General features: G+C 64.8%; 22 protein-coding genes and 1 pseudogene. 12 read left to right on the forward strand and 11 right to left on the reverse strand.

The features are described from left to right. Positions 1–165: 165 nt before the first annotated feature. The 3 genes and pseudogenes from HGB41_RS05890 to HGB41_RS23390 form a co-directional block, all read right to left on the reverse strand. Positions 166–1647 carry a Y-family DNA polymerase gene (locus HGB41_RS05890; RefSeq protein ID WP_171082200.1) on the reverse strand — a complete coding sequence of 494 codons (1482 nt, stop codon included), beginning with the start codon at positions 1645–1647 and terminating at the stop codon, positions 166–168. Next, positions 1577–2281, reverse strand: a complete 705-nt coding sequence (imuA, locus tag HGB41_RS05895) for a translesion DNA synthesis-associated protein ImuA (protein WP_171082202.1) — start codon at positions 2279–2281, stop codon at positions 1577–1579. Before imuA ends, HGB41_RS05890 begins: the two co-directional genes overlap by 71 nt. 116 nt (positions 2282–2397) lie before the next feature. Continuing rightward, positions 2398–2679 (reverse strand): annotated as a pseudogene (locus HGB41_RS23390) (translesion DNA synthesis-associated protein ImuA); the annotation flags it as partial. Positions 2680–2906: 227 nt separating this feature from the next. On the opposite strand from HGB41_RS23390, the gene HGB41_RS05900 reads away from it, so the two are divergent. The 3 genes from HGB41_RS05900 to HGB41_RS05910 are packed head-to-tail and all read left to right on the forward strand — an operon-like array spanning position 2907 to position 5110. Then, positions 2907–4145: a putative Na+/H+ antiporter gene (locus HGB41_RS05900; RefSeq protein WP_171082204.1), complete on the forward strand. Its 1239-nt coding sequence runs from the start codon at positions 2907–2909 to the stop codon at positions 4143–4145. Positions 4146–4160: 15 nt separating this feature from the next. Next, positions 4161–4577 (forward strand): type VII toxin-antitoxin system HepT family RNase toxin, encoded by a 417-nt coding sequence (gene hepT / locus HGB41_RS05905; protein ID WP_171082207.1) that lies wholly within the window; start codon positions 4161–4163, stop codon positions 4575–4577. 23 nt (positions 4578–4600) lie between these two features. After that, on the forward strand, positions 4601–5110 hold the full coding sequence (locus HGB41_RS05910) for a hypothetical protein (RefSeq protein WP_171082208.1): 510 nt from the start codon (positions 4601–4603) through the stop codon (positions 5108–5110). 44 nt (positions 5111–5154) lie between these two features. On the opposite strand, the gene yidC is transcribed toward HGB41_RS05910, so the two are convergent. Continuing rightward, entirely contained in the window at positions 5155–5787 is a 633-nt protein-coding gene (gene yidC, locus HGB41_RS05915; protein WP_171082210.1) for a membrane protein insertase YidC, read from the reverse strand. Positions 5788–5984: 197 nt separating this feature from the next. On the opposite strand from yidC, the gene HGB41_RS05920 reads away from it, so the two are divergent. Beyond that, positions 5985–6788, forward strand: coding sequence for a hypothetical protein (locus tag HGB41_RS05920; protein ID WP_171082212.1), 804 nt, complete (start codon positions 5985–5987; stop codon positions 6786–6788). A gap of 13 nt (positions 6789–6801) precedes the next feature. On the opposite strand, the gene HGB41_RS05925 is transcribed toward HGB41_RS05920, so the two are convergent. Continuing rightward, on the reverse strand, positions 6802–7893 hold the full coding sequence (locus tag HGB41_RS05925; protein WP_171082213.1) for an endonuclease/exonuclease/phosphatase family protein: 1092 nt from the start codon (positions 7891–7893) through the stop codon (positions 6802–6804). Between the two features lie 247 nt (positions 7894–8140). Between HGB41_RS05925 and HGB41_RS05930 the strand changes: the two genes are divergently transcribed. Further along, complete coding sequence (locus tag HGB41_RS05930) at positions 8141–8620, forward strand: hypothetical protein (RefSeq protein WP_171082215.1); 480 nt, start codon at positions 8141–8143, stop codon at positions 8618–8620. Further along, the gene (locus tag HGB41_RS05935) at positions 8620–9519 is read left to right on the forward strand and encodes a DUF2145 domain-containing protein (protein WP_171082218.1); all 900 of its coding nucleotides are present in this window, start codon (positions 8620–8622) and stop codon (positions 9517–9519) included. Before HGB41_RS05930 ends, HGB41_RS05935 begins: the two co-directional genes overlap by 1 nt. 204 nt (positions 9520–9723) lie before the next feature. Here HGB41_RS05935 and HGB41_RS05940 read toward each other — a convergent pair whose 3' ends face one another. Both HGB41_RS05940 and HGB41_RS05945 read right to left on the reverse strand, forming a co-directional pair. Continuing rightward, positions 9724–10110 carry a VOC family protein gene (locus HGB41_RS05940; protein WP_171082221.1) on the reverse strand — a complete coding sequence of 129 codons (387 nt, stop codon included), beginning with the start codon at positions 10108–10110 and terminating at the stop codon, positions 9724–9726. A gap of 132 nt (positions 10111–10242) precedes the next feature. Continuing rightward, on the reverse strand, positions 10243–10440 hold the full coding sequence (locus HGB41_RS05945; protein ID WP_171082223.1) for a hypothetical protein: 198 nt from the start codon (positions 10438–10440) through the stop codon (positions 10243–10245). Between the two features lie 219 nt (positions 10441–10659). On the opposite strand from HGB41_RS05945, the gene HGB41_RS05950 reads away from it, so the two are divergent. The 3 genes from HGB41_RS05950 to HGB41_RS05960 are packed head-to-tail and all read left to right on the forward strand — an operon-like array spanning position 10660 to position 15930. Further along, positions 10660–11232: a DUF2760 domain-containing protein gene (locus HGB41_RS05950; RefSeq protein WP_171082225.1), complete on the forward strand. Its 573-nt coding sequence runs from the start codon at positions 10660–10662 to the stop codon at positions 11230–11232. Continuing rightward, positions 11229–13079 carry an Hsp70 family protein gene (locus tag HGB41_RS05955; protein WP_171082227.1) on the forward strand — a complete coding sequence of 617 codons (1851 nt, stop codon included), beginning with the start codon at positions 11229–11231 and terminating at the stop codon, positions 13077–13079. Before HGB41_RS05950 ends, HGB41_RS05955 begins: the two co-directional genes overlap by 4 nt. Positions 13080–13098: 19 nt before the next feature. Beyond that, a complete protein-coding gene (locus tag HGB41_RS05960) occupies positions 13099–15930 on the forward strand; it encodes an Hsp70 family protein (RefSeq protein WP_371868461.1) in 2832 nt (943 codons plus the stop codon). Between the two features lie 237 nt (positions 15931–16167). On the opposite strand, the gene HGB41_RS05965 is transcribed toward HGB41_RS05960, so the two are convergent. Next, on the reverse strand, positions 16168–16794 hold the full coding sequence (locus HGB41_RS05965) for a TetR/AcrR family transcriptional regulator (protein ID WP_171082232.1): 627 nt from the start codon (positions 16792–16794) through the stop codon (positions 16168–16170). 629 nt (positions 16795–17423) lie between these two features. On the opposite strand from HGB41_RS05965, the gene HGB41_RS05970 reads away from it, so the two are divergent. Next, positions 17424–18068, forward strand: a complete 645-nt coding sequence (locus HGB41_RS05970; protein ID WP_229422833.1) for a PRC-barrel domain-containing protein — start codon at positions 17424–17426, stop codon at positions 18066–18068. Positions 18069–18308: 240 nt separating this feature from the next. On the opposite strand, the gene hrpA is transcribed toward HGB41_RS05970, so the two are convergent. After that, on the reverse strand, positions 18309–22583 hold the full coding sequence (hrpA, locus tag HGB41_RS05975) for an ATP-dependent RNA helicase HrpA (protein ID WP_229422835.1): 4275 nt from the start codon (positions 22581–22583) through the stop codon (positions 18309–18311). Positions 22584–22638: 55 nt separating this feature from the next. Here hrpA and argA point away from each other — a divergent pair, with 55 nt between their 5' ends. Beyond that, positions 22639–23952 carry an amino-acid N-acetyltransferase gene (gene argA, locus HGB41_RS05980; RefSeq protein ID WP_171082236.1) on the forward strand — a complete coding sequence of 438 codons (1314 nt, stop codon included), beginning with the start codon at positions 22639–22641 and terminating at the stop codon, positions 23950–23952. Between the two features lie 48 nt (positions 23953–24000). Then, positions 24001–24273: an oxidative damage protection protein gene (locus HGB41_RS05985; protein WP_091874761.1), complete on the forward strand. Its 273-nt coding sequence runs from the start codon at positions 24001–24003 to the stop codon at positions 24271–24273. 197 nt (positions 24274–24470) lie between these two features. On the opposite strand, the gene HGB41_RS05990 is transcribed toward HGB41_RS05985, so the two are convergent. Both HGB41_RS05990 and rpiA read right to left on the reverse strand, forming a co-directional pair. Then, positions 24471–24824, reverse strand: a complete 354-nt coding sequence (locus HGB41_RS05990) for a hypothetical protein (RefSeq protein WP_171082238.1) — start codon at positions 24822–24824, stop codon at positions 24471–24473. A 21-nt stretch (positions 24825–24845) separates the two neighbouring features. After that, positions 24846–25523, reverse strand: a complete 678-nt coding sequence (gene rpiA, locus HGB41_RS05995) for a ribose-5-phosphate isomerase RpiA (RefSeq protein ID WP_171082240.1) — start codon at positions 25521–25523, stop codon at positions 24846–24848. Positions 25524–25567: the final 44 nt, after the last annotated feature.

Here is a 25567-nt window from a genome sequence, read left to right on the forward strand (position 1 = left end):
GATAAAACAAATTTCGTAATTAATTTAACGAGTTAATGCCGGTTTAATAACTTACCGGAAACCCATTGTCGTACAGGCGTCCCGGCAGCGGCACCGCAAGGCACGCTCCCGCAGCAGTTCTCTGTCAGGAAGGCAATCAGGCCAAGGCTGGGCCAGCTGCACTCGCTAGCCAAACAGACCATGGAGAAACCAGCGTGGTTCAGGGTCTTCGCCGGAACCACCCACCCGCTCTCGATAGACCCAGTACAAAGCGTGCTCCTGACCTTCTGCAATCCAGTAATCTCTAGCGGCCGTATCGCCCCACCACCCTGCTTCTACACGTTCCGGGCCTGACACCATTCGCAGCGGCGAACCATAGAATGGCCTGTGGTTTCGTACAAGCAGCAGGATGGGCTTCACTAGCAGCCACGTCGGTCGAAGAACGCTGCTCAGGTTCTGCGGTAGCTGGTCAGCAACCACCGCTTCGCGCACCTTCTCATGGATGGGTACCCACGTATTCGCAACCTCGGGTCGATAATCCGCCACAGGCCTCACCTGGCGAACCTTGTCCTCACCAAGGCGCGCTACGAGCAGTTCAATCATGCGTGCCTGGTCCTCCTCAGTGCCGCCGGGCTCAGGGAAAAGCGACTCGGTGGGAGGTTCCATTGGTTGCAGTTGGGTCGTCTGGAGCGCCAATCCGATCACTGGAGCTTCCAATACCAATTTCCCAAGTCGTTCCTTCAGCAAACGCACGATGTGATCGCTATGCCAGATCGGCTCGGCCAAGAGGATCTCGACTTCGGTCGGCGCGCGTGCAACCCGGCCGCGCTCATGTTCCAGCTTGAGCGTGAGACCCCTTACTGCGAACTGCATCGCACACAGCCAGCCGATCAGCTGTAGAACCAGGCGTTGCGCGCCTGCTAGCAGTAGATCGGCATTCTCGATGCGGTCAAAAAGCTCCATCTTTGCCTCGAACTTCGTGGGCGCCTCAATCCATTCAAACATCTCAGGCACGCTGCCGAAAGCGCAATCGAGGAGGTCGAGCAATGCACGGCCACATCGGCGTTGAAGGCCTGGGCGCGGTAGCCGTCGTAGGTCGTCGATCGTATCGCAGCCAATCCCCTCAAGCCAGCTAGCGAAAGGCCTCGCTTCTGGGAGAACCATTGCAGGAAGACGATACAACGCGCGGTCTGATGACTGTTGCTTTAACCTGCGACCGCCGCCAGCTCGAGCGAGCATCCACGCTGCCCGCGCGGTTGGAGCGCAGCTCAATTTCCCCGTGAATCCCAGGTCACGAAGATCGGCGCGAACGCGCCTGCATAACGATCGTATGCCACCGAACAAGCTCAAGCTCGCGCCGATATCCAGCAACAGCGTCGACTCTTCCGCGAGCGTTACTTGCGGCGTGTACTGCAACATTGCCATCGCGACGGCCTGTAATGCAGCTACTTCCCGTGCCGCAGTACGCTCGTAGAGTCGAGCATCTGGTATCAGCATTAACACACCACCGCGACGCATTGCGGGCATGACGCCGGCAATGCGTGCGCCGTGCGACATCGTCAGCACCTTTTCTCGCTCGAGAACAACCGTAACGCTGTTACTCGACCAGCTCGGTTCGAAGACCTCGAGCGGAAGTTGGGGTAGATATAGTCCGATCCACAGGCGCATGGCGATGAACAAAAGATGGGGACAAGGGCAAGAACAGCGCAGTTTCACGCTGCGGGCCCCGACGTTTCAGAAAGTCGATCTCGATACCGCCGAACGCTGGCCGGATCCCGAGTCGAAGCAGCGCAGGTGAAGCATCCTGTGATGCTGCAAACGGGCGGAACAAAAAGAAAAGGCTCTCTCCGTCTGCAGCCGCCAAACTCAAACGTCGCAGACTCTCGTTTCGAATATGGCCTGGCCAAAACAAAAGAGCGTGACACCCCCCACTTCGGAGGACTTGTTCTGCTGCCCAAAGGGCGTCGGCTGTACGATCAGGCTGCACCCAAGTGACTTGAGATGGGTTCAACCCCATCGCGGCCAGTGCAATCGAATTTGGGACATGTGGCGGCTGAATTAACATTACCCGGCGTTTTCCAGCTGCCGCCAAGGCGGGTTGCAGAAGCCTCAGCTCGCCTGTACCGGGCTGGCGTAAATGTAGCTCAACCATGCTGCTGGCCGGCCACCCCCCTCCCGGTAACTGGGCAGATAGAACAGGATAGCCAGTGTCAACACAGCGTGTGCCCGAACGACCGAGCTGCGAGGCGCGCCATAGCGACGGATGAATCAACTCCGGTGCCGAATGGATCTTAGGCAACATATCAACCTCATAATACTGTATATCCATACAGTATATGATCGATGAGGTTTTAGCAAGCCGTGGATGCTTGAAGCTCCATCGAGCGCCGCCTTTCCTCCGGCCCGCATTCTGCCTGTATCCACTGAGCAACATTGCGGTGCATGGGGCGGCTGTAGCAGGACAATGCAGCGCTCGGCGCAGGCTTGCAGGGCCGGGCGCGGCAGGCGCATTTCATCGATGCCTGGCTGCTGCTGTAACAGCTCGACGAGGGTGCCGGACGGCCAGCCGCCGCCGGGCAACTGGGACGAGAGCGCCGCATGCCCCGTGTCGATGCAGCGCGTGCCGGCATGCGCCAGTTGCGATGCGCGCCAAAGCGAAGGATGCAAGTTCAGCGCAGCCAGATGAGGTGAGCAGTTCATGATGATCTGGCAAAAATACTGCATAAACGTACAGTTCTAGTTCATTCCGGATTTGGCAAGATGTATTCATGTTGAACATACCAATCGGAGCATTGGTATTGACAGAAGGCAAACTCGCACCGCTCCTAAAAACCCGGCTGCAGCAGGGAAACATGGAATAATGATGGCTCGTCCATTTACATCCAGACAATGCTCCTTAAGTCCCCTGCTCCCCACGGAGCCCGCCCGTGACTTCGCTCCAGCTCGTCGGCGCCGTCCTGTTCGCGATTGCCCTGGTCCATACCTTTTCCACCAAACTGTTCCACTCGCTGGCCCGGCGCCATCCGCGCCACGCCGGCCTGTTCCACCTGCTGGGCGAGGTCGAGGTGGTGTTCGGCTTCTGGGCCTTCGTGCTGGTCCTCAGCATGGCCCTGCTGGCCGGCGGCGACGCGGCCATCGGCTATGCCGAATCGCGCCATTACACCGAGCCGCTGTTCGTGTTCGTCGTGATGGTGATCGCGGCCTCCCGGCCGGTGCTCGATGCCGTGCGTGACCTGCTGGTCTTCCTGGCCAACCTGGCCCCGGTGCGCACCGAGGTGGCGCTGTGCTGGCTTGGCCTGGCGCTGGTGCCCCTGAGCGGTTCCCTGATCACCGAACCGGCCGCCATGACCCTGGCCGCCCTGATGCTGGCGCCGCAGGTGTTCAGGCCAGGCATTCCGGAAGTGCTGAAATACGGTGCGCTCGGCGCGCTGTTCGTAAACGTCTCGATCGGCGGCACGCTCACCTCCTACGCGGCCCCGCCGGTGCTGATGGTGGCCGGCGCCTGGGGCTGGGACAGCGCCTTCATGGCGTCCACCTTCGGCTGGCGCGCGGCGGTCGCGGTGGCCTTCAACGCCACCATCATCACGGTGCTGCTGCGGCGCTACCTGACGCCCGCGGATACTGTGGCCGACGTGCGCATGCCCCTGGTGGTGTCCGGCGTCCACCTGGCCCTGCTGGCCGGCGTCGTCCTGTTCGCACACCACCCGGTGCTGTTCATCGGCCTGTTCCTGCTCTTCCTCGGCTATACCCAGGCCTACCCGAAACACCAGTCGCCGCTGATCCTGAAGGAAGGCCTGCTGGTGGGTTTCTTCCTGGCCGGGCTGGTAGTATTAGGCGGCATGCAGCAGTGGTGGCTGCAGCCGCTGGTATCAAGCCTGGAGCCGACCGCGCTGTTCTTCGGCGCGCTGGCCCTGACGGCAATCACCGATAATGCAGCCCTGACCTACCTCGGCTCGCTGATCGAGGGGCTGTCCGATCACGCGAAGTACATGCTGGTGGCCGGCGCGGTCGGCGGCGGCGGGCTGACCGTGATCGCCAACGCCCCCAACCCGGCCGGCGCCGCCCTGCTGCGCGCGGGCTTCGAGCACGGGTCGATCGGCATGGGCGGACTGTTCCTGGGAGCGCTCGCTCCCACCTGCGTGGCCGCGGCGATGTTCCTGATCTGAGACGAAGGAGACGCAATGGACGACGACATCCTGGTCAGCAAGGCCGGCACCATCGAACGCTGCTGCCGGCGCGCGCGCGACGAATACGAGAAGGACCCGGCCACCTTTTCCGGCGACCTCACGCGCCAGGATGCGGCCACCCTGAACGTGATCCGCGCCTGGGAAGCCGCCATCGAGATGGGCGACTACGTGATCGGCAACGCCCGCCTCGGCCTGCCGCAGGACGAACGCGAAGTCATCACCCTGCTGGCCGAACACGGCTGGATCGAAGCCACCCTGGCCGAAGACCTCAAGCGTACCGGCGAATTCTGCCGCGCTGAATGGGATTACCAGGAAGCGCCGCTGCCGGCGCTGGTCACCATCATCAAGCGCGGGCTGGACGACTTCACCGCCTATGCGGGGGCGCTGGTGAGCGGCGCCGCGACGGCCTAGGCGCCACTGTCTGTCGGGGCGCGATGAACAACCAGGAACCGCAGCAATATGCCTTGCAGGCCTTGCCCAGGTGGCATCCGATGGGCGGCGTCCGGCGCCGCCTGGTGCGCAAGGGCCAACCCCTGCCCGTCGTGGTGAACGGCGACGCCCTCGATTTGCAGGTGGCGCTCGGCCCGTTCACGCTGCTGGCGACCAGCTACGACTATTTCGACGGATGTCATCACTGGCTCTACCTGCTGCGCTGGGATGGCACCCTGGTGGACCAGCTGCGCATGCCCGACCAGTTCGGGTACATCCAGGACGTGCTGGTCCTGGCCGACAACGATCTGTCGTTCGGCTATCTCGGGACCAACGACCGCTGGCGCCTCGCCATCAGCGAACAGGGCTTCCGCTCGTTCTCGCCCAGGGCACTCCTGATGCGCCCGAACCGCTTCCTGTTCGCCAGGCGCCACCTGCTCACGCAACGGACGGCCGGTATTCCCTGGTCCTGTCCACCGGAGGACGCGTCGCCCGGGCAGCCGCCTGGCGCGTGACAAACCGCGCAGCTTGCAGCGCGCCGGCAATCAGGCGCACTTCCTCATGCGACGGCATGCGCCGCCAGGCGGCGCTGCCCGATACGCAGTACCAGGGCCTGCAGCGCGCCAACGAAGGCGGATGCTGCCCAATACAATCCCACGCCGGATGCCAGTTTCCACATGACGAATGCCGTGACCAGGACTTGCACGGCAACCATCCACACAGCCGTGCCGTTTGCCGATGGGAAGTACCAGGCCGAAACGGCCGTCAGCAGCAGCACCAACCCCGTCAGCAGGACATCGGGCGCTGCCAGGCTCCTGATCCACAGGAAGGAGCCCGCACCGGAACTGGCCTTGCTGATCGCCTGGTAGAGCAGTGCGAAGACCGGCAACTGGAGCAATCCTCCCAGCAGGCTGGAACGATCCAGCAGGTGGGCACCGTTTTCCTTGTACAGCACCGAGATCGCCTTGAACATTTCCTGGGGATGTGCCGCCAGGCGCTCCCTGATCGCCGTCACTTGCGGTTCCAGTGCTTTGATTTTCTGTTGGTTCGCCAGCATCTTGCGCGACAGGTGCAGCGTCAGTGGCAGCAGGGCCAGCCGTACCGCGAGCGCCAGCACCAGGATGGCCCAGCCCATGCTGCCATCGAACAGCTGGGCAAGGAAAGACATCGCAGACGCCAGGAATTCATTCATTTGCTCGCTCGCTTTCATTAATAAAGAATCAATGACAGCGATTGTATAGAGGAATTACTCAGGGAAAATATACCCTTTTCGATGTTTTACTTCCGTTTTCCAGAAGCATATGTAGATCGCGTCCAGGCGCGGCAGCCCGGACAGGGATGACAGCCCTGAAGCTTGCTGCCATGATAGTTCCATTCGAAAGGACATTCATGATCGACATCGACCCGAGGCAGCAGCAGGTCAGCACACTGAGTGACGAAGGCCGGCTCGGCGAGGCACTGGCCCTGCTGCAGGAGCTGTACGCCGAAGCCGAATGCGAGCCGGCGCCGGACAGGACGCGCTATTTCATGACGCTGTTCCAGTGGCAGCTGCTGACCGAGAAGTATCCACCGGCATGCACGGCCCTGGCCGCGGTACGTGACGAGCAGGCCGCGCGCCTGCTGGCCGGTGAACTACATGCCGGCCGTGAAGACAGCGAAGCCAGTCGCAAAGAGCCATGGCGGCGCGTGTCGCGTTTCGCGCTCATCATCGACATGAACCGCACGCTGGGCGATGCCCACGCGACCCGCGCACTGTTCCTGCAACTGGAAGCCTCGCAGCCGGAACTGGCGCGGCGCTATGCCTGGCAGGCGCTTCCCGACATCGTCGAGGCAGGCGATTTCCTGCTTGCAGACCGCTATCGCGGCAACCCGCTCGCGCTGCTCGATGAAGTCAACCAGACCGCCCTGCGCATGCCCTTGTTCCCGCCTGACGGCAAGGCGCCGCGCCTGGGCGCGGAGCTGATGAACCTGGCGGGCGAGGTGCGTGTCGGCATCGCTGTCCTGCGTGGCCTGGGCCATGAGGCGCAGGCCGCGGCACTGCGCACCGCACTGCTGGCTGGCCTGGCGGCCGGGCCGCTGCGCACGCTGGCGGAGCGCGAACTCGACGAGCCGGGAACGATCAGCCGCGAGCTCGGCGCGCACCAGATGGCCTGCGAAAACAAGGCACTGCCGGGCCAGGCAACTCCTGCCTGAGAGCTTGTGCGCTTCAGCCCTGCGGCTCGTGCACGTCGGATACTTCCACGTCCTCGGCAGCGATCTTTTCCTCGGCCAGCGCGTGGTCTTCTTCATCCGCCGCCAATCCCTCCTGCTCCACGCCACGTGCCATGTCATAGGTGAGCTCGACCAGCATCGGGAAATGGTCCGAGCCGAAGTGGGGAAGCCGCTGGATGTGGGACAGCGTAAAGTGCTCGCTGTGGAACAGGTGGTCGAGCGGCCAGCGCGCGAACCAGTAATCGGCATGGAAGGTATTGAACATGCCGCGCCCGATACGCGGATCGAGCAGGCCGCTGATCTTGCGGAACAGCCGGGTGGTGGTCGACCACGCCACGTCGTTCAGGTCGCCCGCAACGATCACCGGGGTGTCCAGCCCGGCCTCGCCCACGCTCTTGGCGACCACCAGCAGTTCGGCGTCGCGCTGGGTCGATTCCTCGTGCTCGGTCGGGCTGGGCGGGGTCGGGTGCAGGAAATGCATGCGCACCTTTTTCCCGCAAGGCAATATCACCAGCGTATGGATCGAGGGAATGTCGTCCTCGACCAGGAATTGCAGGGCGCTGTCTTCCAGCGGCAGCCGCGAATACACGTGCATGCCGTATAAATTCTCGAGCGGGCATTTGATTGCATGGGGGTAGTCTTTGTCGAGCACATCGAGCTTTTCCTGCCACCATGCATTCGTTTCCAGGGTGACGAAGATATCCGGCTGGTGCTCGCGGATCAGGGCGATCAGGCCATCGGCATTCCGGTTCGGCATCAGCACATTCGCCGTCAAGATACGGAACTGGCGCTGGGTCTCGGCGTTGACGGCTGCTTTCACCTCTCGGGGAAAGGCTTTGGTGTACGGAATGATCCACCAGGCCTGGTAGACCAGGCAGGCGGCATTGGCTACCAGGATCAGGTGATGGGTGGGGTCGTCCCATCCGAGGAAGACCAGCTGGCCTACCAGCACGGCAAGGGAAATAATGGCCAGCTGCAGGCGCGGGAAATCCCAATCACGAATCCACCACACGGGATTGCGTAGCAGCGGCAGTAGCGTCGCAAGCACGATCACGGCAACCAGGGTCGCGAAAACGGGTAGCAGCATGGCAGTCTCGAAGGCAGTTAATCAACTCATCACAAAATGCGATGGCCCGAGTATGCCGACGTCAGGTGCGCCAGTCTGTGCGCTAGCGTGCGTAAACGCATAGGATTATTAAAATACCAACTGAATCCGGCGCGCCAAACTCTTTCTTTATTACAGCTACTTACACAAAGCATTCGGGCCCGCCTTCTCAAGGGTGCACCGGGCTTGTACCATTAGCGCCATCGAAGTTTTTCCACGAAAGAAGTCCATGACCACCAGCACCCTCCCCCGCGCGCTGAGCCTGGCCGCCGTATTGGCCGCCTTCGCCGCCTGCGCCGTGCCCGGCCAAGCCAATGCCACCAGCTTCACCTCCTCGGCTTCCAGCGCGGGTTCGGCCTCGTCGGGCAGCGTCTCCGACTCCATCGGCAGCTCCAGCAACAGCTCGGGCGACGACAAGAAAGTGGCTGCCGGTGAATACCGGGTGATCGATGTCGCCCAGGCCCCGGCCAAGCCGAATACCACCCGCATGACCCTGCGCGCCGTCGCTGCTGGTGCGGCGCGCGAGTTCCACCTCGACGTGCCGAACCGCGCCCTGGCCCAGCGCCCGGTGAACGCTGGCGAACTGGTGCAGGTCAGCGAACGCGCCTACGGTTATGAGTTCGCCCACGCCGATACCAGGCGCTCCTTCTTCCTGGCGCTGCAGGACGACTGGTACCGCGACCTCGGCTCGCGCAAAGTCACGATCTGATGTTTCTCCGTTCGGCCGCCGCTGCGCTCCTGCTGGCCGCCAGCGCGGGCGCATCGGCGGGGCTGCCCACCTTCTGCGAAAGCTCGCTCGACATCAGCGCGGCCGACCAGGACCGCGTACTGCGCTTCGCCGCCGCCGTCAAGGGGGAGCTGGAGCGTTCCGGCGAAGGCGTCGCGCTGATCGCGCGCGCCGGCCTGGACCTGAGCCGCTTCGGCCAGCTGTATTCGCATGCCGGCATCGCCCTGCGCGACAATCCCGGCGGCCCCTGGGCCGTGCGCCAACTCTATTACGCCTGCGACGAATCGCGCCCGCGCCTGTTCGACCAGGGCATCGCCGGCTTCGCGCTTGGCGCCGATGCGCCCTCGCGCGGCCATATCTCGCTGCTGTTCCTGCCGCAAGAAGACGGCGCGCTCCTGGCGACCGCCGCACTGGACAAGCGCCTCGGGCTGTCCCTGCTCTCAAGCCAATACAGCGCCAACGCCTATGCCTACGGCACCCGCTACCAGAACTGCAACGGCTGGGTGGCCGAGCTGATTGCCAGCGCCTGGGGCCGCCTCGACGGCCGGGAGCACGCGCGTGAGGACGCACAGGCGTGGCTGCGTACCCAGGGCTATACCGCCGGGCCGGTCAGGATTCCTTCGCACTGGATGATGTTCGCCGGGCAGTTCGTGCCGCTGGTGCACATGAACGACCACCCGGTGGAAGATGCGCACGCCCTCGCGCTGCACGTGAGCGTGCCGGCCTCGATCGAGGGCTTCGTGCGCCGCCAGGCGCCGCAGGCGCGGCGCGTGGAGCTGTGCCACGACAGCAGCCGCATCGTCGTGCGCCGCGGTTGGGAGCCGATCGGCGCCGCCTGCGAGCCACAGCCGGGCGATGAGGTGATCAGCCTGGCGCAGTAAATGCCCGCGGCCGGCGTAATGGCGTTCAGTTAAACGCAGGGTGGCCGGGGTAACTCGGGCCAGTGGCCTGAGTTACGAACGGCCGCGCGTTCAACTTCGATGTGATCTGCCACAGCGCGTCGGTGATTTGAACGCGCGGCTGGCGAAGCCAGCCACCCTACATTTTCATGCTAACTGAACGGCATTACTGTAGCCGGCGGCTGTTTATTTGCCGGCGATATTCAGGATATTGCCATCCGGGTCTTTCAGCCATGCGACTTTCATCCCGCCGCCGACGTGGATGTCGCCTTCCAGCCGCATGCCGTCCATGTTGTAGTGCTCGAAGCTGGCACCCTTCGATTTCAGGTCGACCACGATTTCCTCGATCTGGTCGCCGACATCCCAGGTAATGGCGGTGGCCTGGTTGGTGCCTGCAAACTCGGACCGGTACACATAGATCTTCGAATTGCCGCTCTGGAAAGACAGCACCTCGCCTCCCGTGCAATCGGCCGCATCGCCTTCCTGCAGTCCCAGTACCGTGCTGTAGAACTCCCTTGCCTTCGCGATATCGCGTACACCGACCGTTGCAATTGCTTGCGCATTCGACAGCATGATCGCCTCCCTCGGGAAAGTATGCGGATAGCCTACTGCGATCCGGTCAGGCGCAGCGCACCACTGAGAGAACTTTTAGACAAGAAAAAACCCCACATCAAGCGGGGCTTTGGACTGGCGCCGGCACGCTGCTTACGCTGCGTGATCCGCCAGCTTGCTCAGCACGGCAGGCGAGACCGAATCGCGTCCGCGGCTCATGCTGTAAAGCGCCCAGACGTCGCCGGCATCGGCCTTGCGGAGGGCACCCGGCGACGGACGGCTGAACAGGCCCTGGATAAAATCGAGGGCGATACTGGCGATATTGGTCGAAGCTGGCAGGGTAAGCGACATGATATTCCTCACGGGCGAAAAATTTGATACCTCCAGTATGCGCTCTTTAAGATAGAAATCAAATTGCGATCCATGATGATCGTCATTCACAAATCAACTATCTTGCGGATGCCGTGCGTGCCCTGCTATAAGATGAACTGGTATCATGCGCGTTTTCCGGACGCCGGCCCCGACGCTGTCTGACAGCGCGCCCGTCCCTCACCCTACAGAAGATCAAGAATGAGCACACCATCCAACCTGCCCTCCTTCTGGAGCCGGCTCTCGATCGCTTTTGGCAGTTTTTTCAAGTCGCTGGGCGACGCGGAATTCGCCGCGCGCGTGCGCGATGACGGGGTCGGTCCTGTGGCCTCTCCTCCACCGTCACCGGCCCCTGCTCCGGCACCTGCACCGGCCGCACCAACGCTGCGCGTGCCGACCGCCGAATCGGCCCTGCAGCTCCTGAACCTGTTCCAGCGCGAAGCACGCCTGATCGACTTCGCCCACGAAAACCTGGGCGCCTATTCCGACGCCGATATCGGCGCCGCGGCCCGCGTTGTCCACGAAGGCTGCGCGCGCGTGCTGCGCGAGCATTTCACCATCGAACCGGTGCGCAGCGAAGCGGAAGGTTCCCGCATCACGCTGGAAGAGGGCTTCGACGCCGCCAGCGTGCGCCTGACCGGCAACGTCGTCGGCCAGGCCCCGTTCAAGGGCACGCTGTCCCACCGCGGCTGGCGCGCATCGAAGGTGCAGCTGCCGCAGTTGGCGGAAAAGCACGACGCACGCGTGCTGGCCCCGGCGGAGGTGGAACTGTGAGCGACGCACAAAACGCCCGCTACGCGATCGGCATCGACCTGGGCACCACCCACAGCGCCCTGTCGTATGTCGACCTGCAGGCCAGCGACGGCGAAAAGACGCTCGACGGCGTGCTGGCCATCCCGCAGCTGACCGCGCCGGGCACGGTCGAAGCGCTGCCGCTGCTGCCGTCCTTCCTCTATCTGCCGCACCCGGACGAACTGGCGCCGGGCGAACTGGCGCTGCCGTGGAGTGAGGATGGCGAAGCCACGATTGCAGGCGAGATGGCGCGCAGCCGCGGCGCCACCACGCCGATCCGCCTGGTGTCGTCGGCCAAGAGCTGGCTGAGCCACCCGAGCGTGGACCGCCGCGCCGCCATCCTGCCGCACGACGCGCCGGAAGAAGTCACCCGCGTCTCCCCACTCGAAGCGTCAACCCGCTACCTGGCGCACCTGGCCCAGGCCTGGAACGCGGCCTATCCGGATGCGCCCTTCGAGCAGCAGCAAGTCACCGTCACCATTCCCGCTTCCTTCGACCCGGGCGCGCGCGAACTCACCGCCGAAGCGGCGCGTCATGCCGGCTTCGTCCCGACCCTGCTGGAAGAGCCGCAGGCGGCCCTGTACAGCTGGATCCAGGGCAGTGGCGGCGCCTGGCGCAAGCAGGTCAAGGCCGGCGACATCGTGCTGGTGGTCGACGTTGGCGGCGGCACCAGCGACTTCTCGCTGATCGCCATCCTCGAACGCGACGGCAAGCTGGAACCGCACCGCGTGGCCGTGGGCGACCATATCCTGCTGGGCGGCGACAACATGGACCTGGCGCTGGCCCACCTGGTGGCGCGTAAACTCCAGGCGGGCGGCACCCAGCTGGACTCCTGGCAGATGCGCGCCCTCACCTATGGCTGCCGCAGCGCCAAGGAACACCTGCTGGCCGACGCCGAAGCCACGACATGGCCGATCGTCGTGCCGAGCCGCGGCTCGAAGCTCATCGGCGGCTCGATCCGCACCGAACTGACGCGCGACGAAGTCACTGCCTTCATTACCGATGGCTTCTTCCCGCGCGTGGAAGCATCCGCCCGCCCGGCGGTACGTACCCGCGCCGGCCTGACCCAGGTCGGCCTGCCCTATGCGCAGGACGCCGCCATCACACGCCACCTGGCCGCCTTCCTGGCACGCCAGGCCGGCGCCGCCGCCGAGCTGGAAGGCTTTGGCGGCCGCGATGGACACAGCTTCCTGCACCCGAGCGCGGTGCTGTTCAACGGCGGCGTGTTCAAGTCCGCCATCCTGTCGCAGCGCGTGATGGACACCATCAACGACTGGCTCTACATGGAAGGCGCGGAGCCTGCGCGCATGCTCGCAGGCGCGGACCTCGACCTGGCGGTGGCGCGCGGCGCCGCTTATTACAGCTACGCGCGGCGCGGCGGCGGTGTGCGCATCCGCGGCGGCACGGCCCGTTCCTATTACGTGGGCGTGGAGTCGTCCATGCCGGCCATTCCGGGATTGGCCCCGCCGATCGAGGCGCTGTGCGTAGCGCCCTTCGGCATGGAAGAAGGCAGCGAACTCGAATTGCCGGGCCAGGAATTCGGCCTGGTGGTGGGCGAGCCGGTCACCTTCCGCTTCTTCGGTTCCACCACGCGCCGCCAGGACCGCATCGGAGAGGTGCTGGAACTCTGGGGCCCGGACGACCTGCAGGAACTGAACGAAATCCAGGCTACGTTGCCGGCAGAAGGCCGCGTGTCGGGCGACGTGGTGCAGGTGAAGCTGCACGCACTGGCGAGCGAATCCGGTACGCTCGAACTGGCCGCCGTCGCAAGGGATGGCCAGCGCTGGAAGATCGAGTTCGACGTCCGCGGCGCGGCGGGCGTGCAGTGATCCCTCCATTGACTGCGCAGTGACCTACCTCGTCAGCATCGACCTGGGCACCACCAATACGGTGCTGGCCTATGCCGCCCCTGGGGCTGCGCAGGTTGAATTGCTGGCGATCGACCAGCTGGTGGCGCCCGGCGAAGTCGCCGGGGCGCCGCTGCTGCCGTCGATGCGCTATCACCTCGCCGAGGGGGAACTCGCCCTCGGCGAACTCCAGTTGCCGTGGCCGCCGCAAGACCCGGCCGGGGTCGAACGCGTTGCGCTCGGCCGGCTGGCGCGCGTGCTCGGTGCGCAGGCGCCGGGGCGGCTGGTGGCCAGCGCCAAGAGCTGGCTCTCGCATGCAGGCGTCGACCGCATGGCGCCGATCCTGCCCTGGGGCGCGGATGACGCCGACGTACCGAAGGTGTCGCCGGTCGTGGCCAGCGCCAGTTATCTAGCCCACCTGCGCGCCGCCTGGAATAAACGCTTCCCCAGGGCGCCGCTCGAACGCCAGCAGATCGTCCTCACCGTTCCCGCCTCTTTCGACGAAGGCGCGCGTGCACTCACGCTCGAGGCGGCGCGCATGGCGGGACTGCCGGAACTACGCCTGCTGGAAGAACCGCAGGCCGCGCTCTACGACTGGCTGTACCGGCACCGTGCCACGCTGGCCGAAGACCTCGCGCAGACGCGGCTGGTGCTGGTGGCCGACGTCGGTGGCGGCACCACCGATTTCAGCCTGGTCAAGGTGGAGTTGGGCGAAGACGGCCAGCCGAAACTCACCCGCATCGGCGTGGGCAACCACCTGATCCTCGGCGGCGACAACATGGACCTGGCGCTGGCCCACCTGGCCGAATCGCGCCTCGGTGGGCAGGATGCGCAGCAGGGGTCGCACCCACAGCGTTTATCCGCCGGCCGGCTGGCCCAGCTCACCGAACGCTGCCGCGCCGCGAAAGAACAACTCTTGGCCCCCGATGCGCCGGAACAGGTCAACGTCACCCTGCTCGGTGCCGGCTCGCGCCTGATCGGCGCCAGCCGATCGGCGGCGATCACGCGCGGGGATGTGCAGCGCATTGTCATGGACGGTTTCTTCCCGCCCAACGAAGCGCAGGAGCCGGCCAGGCGGGCGCGCGCCGGCATCGTCGAATTCGGTCTGCCGTACGCGAGCGACCCGGCCATCACCCGCCATCTGGCCGGCTTCCTGCGCCAGCATGCGCAGGCGGCGCGCGAAGCACTCGGCATCGAGGACGACGGCAGTTTGCCGGTGCCCGACACCCTGCTGCTCAACGGCGGCGTGTTCCGCGGAGCCACACTGGCGCAACGCCTTGGCGACGTCTTGTCCGGCTGGCGCGGCGCGCCGGTCCAGGTGCTGCACAACGACGACCCGGACGTGGCCGTCGCACGCGGCGGCGTCGCCAATTCGCTGGCGCGCGCGGGCCAGGCGCCCGGCATCGAGAGCGGCTCGGCGCGCAACTATTACCTGCTGCTGGATGCCGAACATTCGGGTGAGCTGCTCCGCGCCGTTTGCCTGTTGCCGCGCGGTGCGCCGGCCGGCGACGAGGTTCGTCTCGAGGGCCGCAGTTTCGCGCTGCGCCTGGGACGGCCGGTGCGTTTCCACCTGGTCTCATCGACGGCCGATCCGGGCGGGCGGCTGCCGCAGCCGGGCGAGCTGCTCGACCTGCCGGCCACCGATATCGTGCGCCTGCCGGCCATCTCCACCGTCCTGCGCGGCGGGGGCGCAACGCGCGCGGCGGAGATCCCGGTGCAGCTGGCCGCGACCCTGTCGGAAGTCGGCACGCTCGAGGTGTTCTGCGTGGCCGAAGACGACGCCTCCCGCCGCTGGCGCCTCGAATTCCAGCTGCGCGGCGAAGGCGACGAACCGGTGGAGGATGCTGCGCTGCCACCGCAACTGATTGATGCGATCGAGCGCATCGAGCGCATCTTCGGCAATCGTTCGCAGCAGGTCGACCCGCGCGAAGTGCGCCAGCTGCGCGCCTCGCTCGAACATCTGCTGGGCGCGCGCGAGCGCTGGACTACGCCGCTGCTGCGCCGCCTGTTCGACGCATTGCTGGCGCGCGCAAAGGGACGCCGCAGGTCGAGCGAACACGAACGCGCCTGGCTGAACCTCGCCGGCTACTGCCTGCGTCCGGGCTTCGGCCATCCGCTCGACGAATGGCGCATCGAGCAGCTATGGGCGCTGTTCGACACCGGCGTGCAATACCACAAGGACAGCCAGGTGCGCGCCGAATGGTGGACGCTGTGGCGGCGCGTGGCCGGCGGACTGTCCGTCGAGGCCCAATTGCGGCTGCTCGACGATTTCGCCTTCAATTTACAGGCCGATGCCTCGGAACGCGGCCGCCGCCCCGTCACGCTGGTGGACGGCACCGAGGACGACATGCTGCGCGTGGGGGCCTCGCTCGAACGTATCCCGTCCGCCTACAAGTCCGAGATCGGCGAATGGTTAATCAAGCAGATCATGGAGATGCCGCGTGGGGCCAGGATCGACGCCCGCGCCGCGGCCAGGTACGCCCGTTACTTGTGGGCGCTGGGCCGCGTCGGCGCGCGCCAGTCCTTCCATGGCGCCGCGCACGAGGTAGCGCCCGCTGCCTCGGCCGAAGCCTGGCTGGCCCGGCTTTTGACGCTCGACTGGAAGAAAATCGAACCGGCCGGCTTTGCCGCCGCCCATATCGCGCGCATGACCGGCGACCGCTCGCGCGACATCGGGCAGGCGGTACGCGACGAGGTGCTGCGGCGCCTGTCCTCCACCGGCGCGCCTCCAGCCTGGGCTGCGATGGTGCGCGAGGTGGTGGAACTCGACCAGGCCGTCGAGACCCGCATGCTGGGCGATGCGCTGCCGCCGGGCCTCAAGCTGCTACGCTGACGCACCAACGCTCGCTTCGGCTTTAACAGAACACGAAGTCTTCGTTGGATGCGGGGACACCGCGCACCACGTCACCGAACACGAACCAGGCAGACCCGGCAACCCCAACGACAGACAAGACCCACAACAAGAATGCAGACATGATCGACTCCTTGGCAAGCTCAAGTTTCGCACACATGTGCGAAATTACTTCAAAAAAATGGACGGACCTGTCCTGTTCCGCCCCGACCACGCGACCTATTCCAGGTCGCTGAAACTCTTGTACGTCGATATCAGCCGGTTGAACGCCCGCTGCGCCCTGCGCGGCACAGTGTCGTCGTGCAGGAAGCGCGCGTCGTGCATCACGCCGATCACCAGGCTGTAGATCTCGAACACCAACTGCTCCGGCTCGGTGTCCGGCCGCAGGTGCCCGGCTTCCATCGCCTGCAGCACGGTCTTGCGCAAGGAAGCCCGCCAACGCACGACTCCCTCTTCGATCCGGTCGCGCAGCGGGCCGGGCACGTCGTCGAATTCAAAGGCGCCTGCCGCATACAGGCAGCCGCCGCGCGCCGTCTCGCTGCCGATCTTCTTGAGCCACAGATTCACCTGCAGCGTCAGGCGCGACAAGCCCTTGGGCACCTGCAGCGAGGGCAGGAACACTTCGTCCGCAAAGCGCCGGTCGTATTCGTCCAGCACCGCACCTTGCAGCGACTCCAGCGAACCGACACGTGAAAACACGCCGCTCTTGCTGATGCCGGTGCGCTTGGACAGCTCGCCCAGCGACACCTTGCCGATACCCTCGGCTGCCGCCATGTCGACCGCAGCCTCGAGGATCGCGGCGTAGGTCGCTTCGCTTTTTGCGGTGATGGCGGCGGTGGTGTTCATGCGCTCACTTTAGCACACGTGTGCGAAACCACAAGAAGATTTTGAGGACGATTGCAGGATAAGTACACACAGGCAGCGGCAGGGGAAGTAGTCAGGCGGACAAAGCGGACGAGCTAGCCAGGGCATTCCCGGCTGACTTCGTCAATGGACATCGGACTATTGACGCCTCACCACCGGACACGATGACGGCGTACCCGGTGGCAGCGAACGGCGAGACAACTGAGACTGGCGCGCGGGCTGGGGCCAGCCCGCGCGCCAACGCCCCGGCTCAGCGGCGGCTAAGCCAGCCCAGACGGGCGAAAACGGTATCGAACAGCGAGATCACCGAGCGGGTCGGAATCAGTTTGCCCAGTGGGCCAGCATAGTTGCAGCGCGAGTTGACGGTCATTTGTTTTATCTCCGAAACATTACTTGGCACATTAACCATAGAGCAAATCGTTTTCTGTGCGCTAACTCGCTTAGCGGGCGAACTCGGCGTTTTCTGCCGCGCGCGGCAGCATACGATTGCGCCATATCATTCAACTAGCGAGGTCGCTCCCTACCCTTGATGGATAGCTTGGCTGGCTTTGCCGGTAACCCAACCGACCATGGAGGTAATGATGAGCTACGCAGATCGTGACAGGTATGGCATGTACAAGGACACTCGCAGCACCGGTCCCGGGCCGGCGCTGATGGGCGCGGACACACTGATCAGTGATAGTGTAGTCAATGCCGCAGAGGAAGATCTCGGCGACATCAAGGAAATCATGCTCGACATGCAGACTGGCCAGGTGGCCTATGTCGTGCTGGCTTTCGGCGGTTTCCTCGGGCTGGGCGAAAAGCTGTTCGCCGTGCCCTGGCAGGCGCTGCACCTCGATACCGTGAACAAGCGCATGGTGCTGAATATAGAGAAAGACCGGTTGAAAACCGCGCCCGGCTTCGACAAGGATGCCTGGCCGGACATGAGCGATGTCACCTGGGCCAGCAGCATCCACAGTTTCTATGGCACAGATATCAGCCGCCCGGGCGCGCCTTCGATGGGGCCGGGCTCGTCGGTGCGGGGCATGACGGGCAGCACCGGCGCCGGCTCGGCGATGGGCAGCGGCATGGGGTCGAGCATGGGTGCGGGGTCGGCCGGCACCAGCAGCGGTGCGGGCAGCAGCCTGGGGGTAAGCGTGGGCTCAGGCAGCGTGCACGGGGACTCCTATGGGGTGGGCGGCAGTGCCGATCCACGGCCGGGGCATGACGGGGATGACAAGGACCTGAGCCGGATTCGCGGCAGTAATATCGGGTGACCTTGTAGGGTGGGCGGGTCCTCCCGCCCGCGCGTTCAACCTACGTTTGAATGGCCACAATACGTGTATAAAATCGCGATTTGGACGTGATTAAACACGGATTGTGGTCATTCGTGGTTGGGATGTTTCATCATGCCGCGTCATCGCACATGTGATTTGAACGCGCGGGCGTTCGTAATTCCGGGCATTGCCCGAAATTACCCCGCCCACCCTAGGGGAATCGGCAAATCAATTACCCGCTCACCGGATCATCGATTCCCACACCTTCTGCAGCCGCTTGGCCGACACCGGCATCGGCGTGCGCAGCTCCTGCGCGAACAGCGACACCCGCAGCTCCTCCAGCATCCAGCGGAACTCCAGCATGCGCGGGTCGTTGTTCTTGCTGGAGAGATTCTTGAGCGTGCGCTGGAACTGGCTGGCCGCCGTCTGCCATTCCGCCATCAGCTGCGCATCGCGCGACGGGTTGCCGCGCAGTTTCTCCAGCCGCACGTTGATCCCCTTCAGGTAGCGCGGGAAGTGCGACAGCTGGCTGTACTCGTTGTCCGCGATGAAGCGCTTGTGCACCAGTCCTTGCAGCTGGGCCTGGATGTCCGCCGCCACTGCCGGGGCCAGGCTCTGGATGCGCTTGGGCATGCCGTGGAATTCCGCCAGCACCGAGCCCACCAGCCGCGCGGTCTCGTTGATCAACAGCCCGATGCGGGCCTTGCCTTCGTCCCGGCGATTGTTGAACGAGGCTGCATCCGTCGGCAATGGATCCTGCAGGCAGGCGATGTCGACCGCCTTGGCGATGATCTGGTCGCGCAGGTCTTCCTGCGAGCCCACGCTCATGAACTGCATGCCCATGTTCTGCAGGCCGGGGATGTTCTTCTCGGCGAACTTGAGCTGTTCCTTCAGTTGCAGCATGAACAGGCGGCGCAGGCCGACGCGGTGCGTGCGTGCCGCCACGTTCGGGTCGTCGAACACTTCCAGGTCGCAGTGCGTGGTCTTGTCCACCAGCGCAGGGAAGCCGATCAGCGTCAGCTTGCCTTGCGTGATTTCGAGCAGTTCCGGCAGCGGGCCGAAGCTCCAGGTGCTCAAGCCGGTGTGCTGGCTTGCGCCTGCCGGCGCCGCCGGTGCAGCCGCAGCGGCAACCGGCTTGGCGCCGGCCGAACCGACGGCGGGTGCCCCGCCCTTCCCCTTGGCGGCAACCGGCGCAGCAGCAGGTGCCGCGGCCGGCTGCAGCCGCGCAGGCGCTGCCGACGGCGTAGCCTCCGCCAGCTTCTGGAAGCTCTCGCGCGCCTGTCCGCCCAGCTCCGCCTGCAGCGTCGCCAGGTTGCGGCCCATGTCGAGCTGGCGCCCGTGCTCGTCGATCACCTTGAAATTCATCGACAGGTGCACTGGCAGCGTCTCCAGCTTGAAGTCGCCGGTCAGCACGTTGACCCCAGTCTGCTCGCGCACGTCCGCAATCAGGACGTCGACCAGGTCGCCCCGGCCGAACGTACCCGCGCGGTCGATGCGCTCGACGAAGCGCGCCGCGTAATCCGGCAGCGGCACGCAATGGCGGCGCAGCTTCTGCGGCAGCGATTTCAGCATCAGGTGCACCTTCTCCTTCAGCATGCCCGGCACCAACCAGCCCGCCCGCTCGTGCGGGATCTGGTTGAGCGCAAACAGCGGCACGGCGAGGGTCACGCCATCGCGCAGGCTGCCCGGCTCGAAGTGGTAGCCCAGTCCCATCTCGATGCCGGTGACGTTCATCGTCTTCGGGAACAGGTCGGTGGTGACGCCGGCCGCCTCGTGCCGCATCAGCTCTTCGCGGATCAGGTAGAGCAGCTTGGGGTTCTCGCGCGAAGCGTCCTTGTACCACTTCTCGAAACCGGCGCCATTCACGACCGCCTGCGGGATTTCCTTGTCGTAGAAGGCGGCGATCAGCTGCTCGTCCACCAGCACGTCCAGGCGGCGCGACTTGTGCTCGAGGTTCTCGATGTCCTTCACCAGCTTGTGGTTGTGGGCGAAGAAAGGCGCACGGGTCTCGTAGTCGCCCGCCACCAGCGCGTCGCGAATGAAGATCTCGCGCGCTTGGGTCGGGTTGTACTGGCTGTAGTTGATGCGGCGGTTGTTGTAGATGACGATGCCGTACATCGTCGCGCGCTCGAGCGCCGTCACTTGCGCCTGGCGCTTCTCCCAGCGCGGCTCGCCCCAGGACTTCTTCAGCAGGTGCGCGCCCACCTTCTCCACCCACTCGGGCTGGATCTGCGCGATCGTGCGCGCATACAGGCGCGTGGTCTCGACCAGCTCGGCCGCCATCACCCAGCGCCCCGGCTTCTTGGCCAGGTAGGAGCCTGGCCAGATATGGAACTTGATGCCGCGCGCACCCAGGAACACCGGCTCGTCCTCGGCCTTGAAGCCGATGTTCCCGAGCAGGCCGGTGAGCAGCGCCAGGTGCAGCTGGTCGTAGGTGGCAGGGGCCGTATTCAGGCGCCAGCCCTGTTCGCGCGCGACCGTCAGCAGCTGCGAATGCACGTCGCGCCACTCGCGCAGGCGCAGCTGCGACAGGAAGTTGGCGCGGCAGTTTTCCTGCAGCTGGCGGTTGGTCTTCTTGTGCTCGATGGCGTCTTCGAACCAGGCCCAGATCTTCAGGTAGCTGAGGAATTCGGACTTCTCGTCGGCGAATTTCTTGTGCTTCTCGTCGGCCTGCTGCTGGTATTCGATCGGGCGGTCGCGCGGGTCCTGCGTCGACAGTGCCGAGGCCACAATGAGCATCTCGGTGAGGCAGTCATTGTCGACCGCGGCCAGGATCATGCGGCCCACACGCGGGTCGAGCGGCAGCTTGGCCAGCTTCATGCCCAGCGGGGTCAGGTCGTTCAGCTCGTCGACCGCGCCGACTTCCTGCAGCAGCTGGTAGCCATCCGCGATCGCGCGGCCCTGTGGCGGCTCGATGAAGGGGAAAGTCTCGACGTCCGCCAGGTGCAGCGACTTCATGCGCAGGATGACCGAAGCCAGCGACGAGCGCAGGATCTCCGGGTCGGCGAATTTCGGGCGCTTGTTGAAATCGTCTTCTTCGTACAGGCGGATGCAAACGCCGTCGGCCACGCGGCCGCAACGGCCGGCACGCTGGTTGGCCGACGATTGCGCCACCGGCTCGACCTGCAGTTGCTCGACCTTGTTGCGGAAGCTGTAGCGCTTTACGCGCGCCAGGCCCGTGTCGACCACGTAGCGGATGCCCGGCACCGTCAGCGAGGTCTCGGCCACGTTGGTGGCCAGCACCACGCGGCGCGCATTGGTGGTCTTGAACACGCGGTCCTGGTCTTCCACCGACAGTCGGGCGAACAGCGGCAAGATCTCGACGTGCGGCGGATGGTGCTTGCGCAGCGCCTCGGCGCAATCGCGAATCTCGCGTTCACCCGGCAGGAACACCAGCACGTCGCCCGAACCGATCCGGCACAGCTCATCGACCGCGTCGACCACGGCTTCCATCAGGTCGCGCTTGTCGCGTGCCGCCTGGGCCTTGGTCGTGCCTTGCGGCGCCGGCTCGCCCGGCTTCGGATTGGTGGCCGTGACCGGGTCGCGGTCGACCGGGCGGTAGCGCACTTCCACCTTGTACAGGCGGCCCGACACCTCGATGACGGGCGCGGGTTTGCCCGGCGTGCCAAAGTGGCGCGAGAAGCGGTCGGCATCGATGGTCGCCGAGGTGATGATGATCTTCAGGTCCGGCCGGCGCGGCAACAGCTGCTTCAGGTAGCCGAGCAAAAAGTCGATGTTCAGGCTGCGTTCGTGCGCTTCATCGATGATGATGGTGTCGTAGTTGCGCAGCAGCGGGTCGGTCTGGGTCTCGGCCAGCAGGATACCGTCGGTCATCAGCTTGACCGAGGCGCCGCGCTGCAGCGTGTCGGTAAAGCGCACCTTGAAGCCCACGTGCTCGCCCAGCGGCGAGCCGAGTTCCTGCGCGATGCGCTTGGCCGTGCTCGATGCGGCGATCCGGCGCGGCTGGGTGTGGCCGATCAGGCCTTTCTGGCCGCGGCCCAGCTCCAGGCAGATTTTAGGGAGCTGGGTGGTCTTGCCGGAGCCGGTTTCGCCGGAGACGATGACCACCTGGTTCTCTGCGATCGCCTTGGCGATTTCGGCGCGGCGGCCGGAGACCGGCAGGTCTTCGGGATAGACGATCGGCGGCAGCGGCGTGCGGAAGGGCGCGGGACGCTCGCCTTTTTCGGGACGCGGTTTGGCTTCGCCGCGCGGCTCGGTACGCTGTTCGCCCTGCTGGCGCGGCGCGCGTTGCGGCTGCGGCGGGTTTGGCTTGCGCTCGCCTTGCTGCGCGGGCGGGCGCTGGCCCTGCTGGCGGGCGGGACGCGCTTCGCCCTCGGCACGCGGTGCGCGCGGTTCGTTGCGCGGCCTCTTGGTCTGCAGTTCACCATCGCGCGTCTGCGTCATCGGCGCACGCAGTTCACCCTCAGGGCTGCGCTTGCGCGGCTCTGGAGCGGAAGGATTCTGGGAAGCGGCACGCGCCGGTGGAGGCGAAGGCTTGTTACTCTGTTCAGACATTAGTTTTTACAAGGTATTTGGTGCGCACATCGCGCAGCGAATTATAATGCGGCAAATGGAAAATCCTACCCAATTCGTCCAGTGGCTGCGCTCTGTCGCGCCGTACATTCACGCCTTTGGCGGCAAGACCTTCGTTGTTGCATTCCCGGGTGAACTGGTCGCCTCCGGCGCCCTGCCGGTGCTGGCGCAAGACCTGTCCCTGCTGGTGGCGCTCGGCATCCGCGTCGTGCTGGTGCACGGTTCGCGTCCGCAGGTAGCCGAACAGCTCGGCCTGCGTAACGTCGAGGGCCGCTTCCATAACGGCGTGCGCATTACCGACACCGCCGCGCTCGAGTGCGCGAAGGAAGCCGCCGGCGAACTGCGCCTCGACATCGAAGCCGCCTTCAGCCAGGGCTTGCCGAACACCCCGATGTCGCACGCCCAGATCAGCATCGTATCGGGCAACTTCGTCGTTGCGCGCCCGCTTGGCGTGATCGACGGCGTCGACTTCGAACTCACCGGCGTCACCCGCAAGATCGCGGCCGAGAAAATCCACCCCATTTTGCAAACCGAAGACAGCCTGGTGCTGCTGTCGCCGCTAGGCTTCTCGCCAACGGGCGAGATCTTCAACCTGACCATGGAAGACGTGGCCGCATCGACCGCGATCGCCCTGCACGCCGACAAGCTGATCTTCATCACCGAAACCCCGATGATGGTCGATGCCGCCGGCACCGAAATCCGCGAACTGTCCTCGCACCAGGCCGAAGCCGTGCTGCAGGCGGGTTTCCTGCCGCCGGACGCCGCCTTCTACCTGCAGCACGCCGTCAAGGCCTGCAACAGCGGCGTCGACCGCGTGCACGTGGTGCCCTTCGAAATGGATGGCTCGGCCCTGCTCGAGCTGTTCACTCACGACGGCGTCGGCACCATGATCAGCCACGAGAACCTGGAAAGCCTGCGCCAGGCCACAATTGAGGACGTCGGCGGAATTATCAAGCTCATCGAGCCACTGGAAGCCGACGGCACCCTGGTGTACCGCGGCCGCGAGCTGATCGAGCGCGAAATCGACCAGTTCTCGGTGATCGACCACGACGGCGTGATCTTCGGCTGCGCCGCGCTCTACCCGTTCCCTGAATCGAAGATGGGCGAGATGGCCTGCCTGACCGTGAGCGCCGAGGCGCAAACCCAGGGCGACGGCGAACGCATCCTCAAGCACATGGAAAACCGCGCCCGGGCGGCCGGCCTGACCAAGCTGTTCGTACTGACCACCCGCACTTCGCACTGGTTCAAGAAGCGCGGCTTCGTCCCGGCCTCGGTGGACGACCTGCCGAAAGACCGCCAGCACATGTACAACTGGCAGCGCCGGTCACAGGTTCTGATCAAAACCTTATAATGCCGGTTTCGCACTGAACCGCGTTTAACACGATAACAGGAGTACACGATGGCCCGCACCGTCCAATGCATCAAACTGAACAAGGAAGCCGAAGGCCTGGACTTCCCGCCGGTCCCAGGCGAAATGGGCAAGAAGCTCTACCTGTCGGTGTCGAAAGAAGCCTGGCAGGCCTGGCTCAAGCACCAGACCATGCTGATCAACGAGAACCGCCTGAACCTGGCCGATGACCGCGCCCGCAAATACCTGGCGACGCAGATGGAGAAGCACTTCTTCGGTGACGGCGCCGATGCGGCCGTGGGTTACGTGCCGCCAACGGCCTGAGTTTCCACACACGCGGCTCAATCCCGGCCGCCGCCCAAAAAACGTCGCTCCGGCGACGTTTTTCGTAGGGTGGGCAGGTTTCCTGCCCACGCGGTGATAGTCACCCTGAGCAATCCACAGCGCGTCCGCGCTACCGCTGGTTGAACGCGCGGGCGGCGAAGCCGCCCACCCTACGTAAAGCGGGAAATTCGGATCCCCTACATCTTCACGCACTGCCTCAACTCGCAACGCGCCGTAAACACCTTCCCGCGCATCGCCCCATCTTCGCAGCGCATCCGGTAAACCTCCACCGGCCCCGCCTCGGTCATCAGCCCCGCGCCCTGCCCGCCCGTGCAGCCCTGCGCCTTCGCCATCTTTTCGACAGTCGCCGACGACACGCCGGTGCGGAACGGCACGCGCTCGATGGGCGCACCATGACCGTCGGTCAGCACAGGCGTGGCCGGCCTCGCAGCCGCCACAGCCACCGGCGCCGGCGGCATGGTGCTCCTGAACAGGGAACAGCCGCTCAACAACACGGCCGTCGATACAGCCACCAGCAGCGCATGCTTCATCGTGCGTTCTCCGGGTAGGAGTTAAAAGGTCAGGGTCTTGACGCCTTCGGCGGTGCCGAGCAGGCAGACATTGGCGCCGGCTTTAGCGAACAGGCCGACGGCAATCACGCCCACGATCTGGTTGATTCTCTCTTCCAGCGCTACCGGGTCGGCAATCGACAGGCCGACTACGTCGATCAGCTCACCGCCGTTGTCGGTAATGAAGGCGTCACTGCTGCCCGGCTTCGTGCGCAGGCGCGGCTCGCCGCCGAGTTCCGCCAGCTTGCGCATCACGGAGGCGCGCGCCATCGGGATGACTTCGACCGGCAGCGGGAATTTGCCCAGGGTCTCGACCAGCTTCGAGCCGTCGGCGATGCACACAAAACGCTTCGCTACCGAGGCCACGATCTTCTCGCGTGTCAGGGCCGCGCCGCCGCCCTTGATCATGGCGCCGCTGGCGGTGATCTCGTCCGCACCGTCGATATAGACCGCCATCGAGGTGACGTCGTTCAGGTCGAACACCGGAATACCATGGCCGCGCAGGCGCGCAGCGGTCGCTTCCGACGAGGCCACGGCGCCCTGGATGCGGTCCTTGATCTTGGCCAGCTCGTCGATGAAGAAGTTGGCGGTCGAGCCGGTGCCGACGCCGATGATCTCGCCTTCCACGACATATTGGATGGCGGCGCGGGCTACTTCTTGCTTGAGTTCGTCCTGGGTCATGATGCTTTTAAGGGTAGAGAAGAAAGACGCCATTTTAGCGGATC

This window comes from Telluria aromaticivorans, from assembly GCF_013003915.1.
Lineage (GTDB): Bacteria > Pseudomonadota > Gammaproteobacteria > Burkholderiales > Burkholderiaceae_D > Telluria > Telluria aromaticivorans.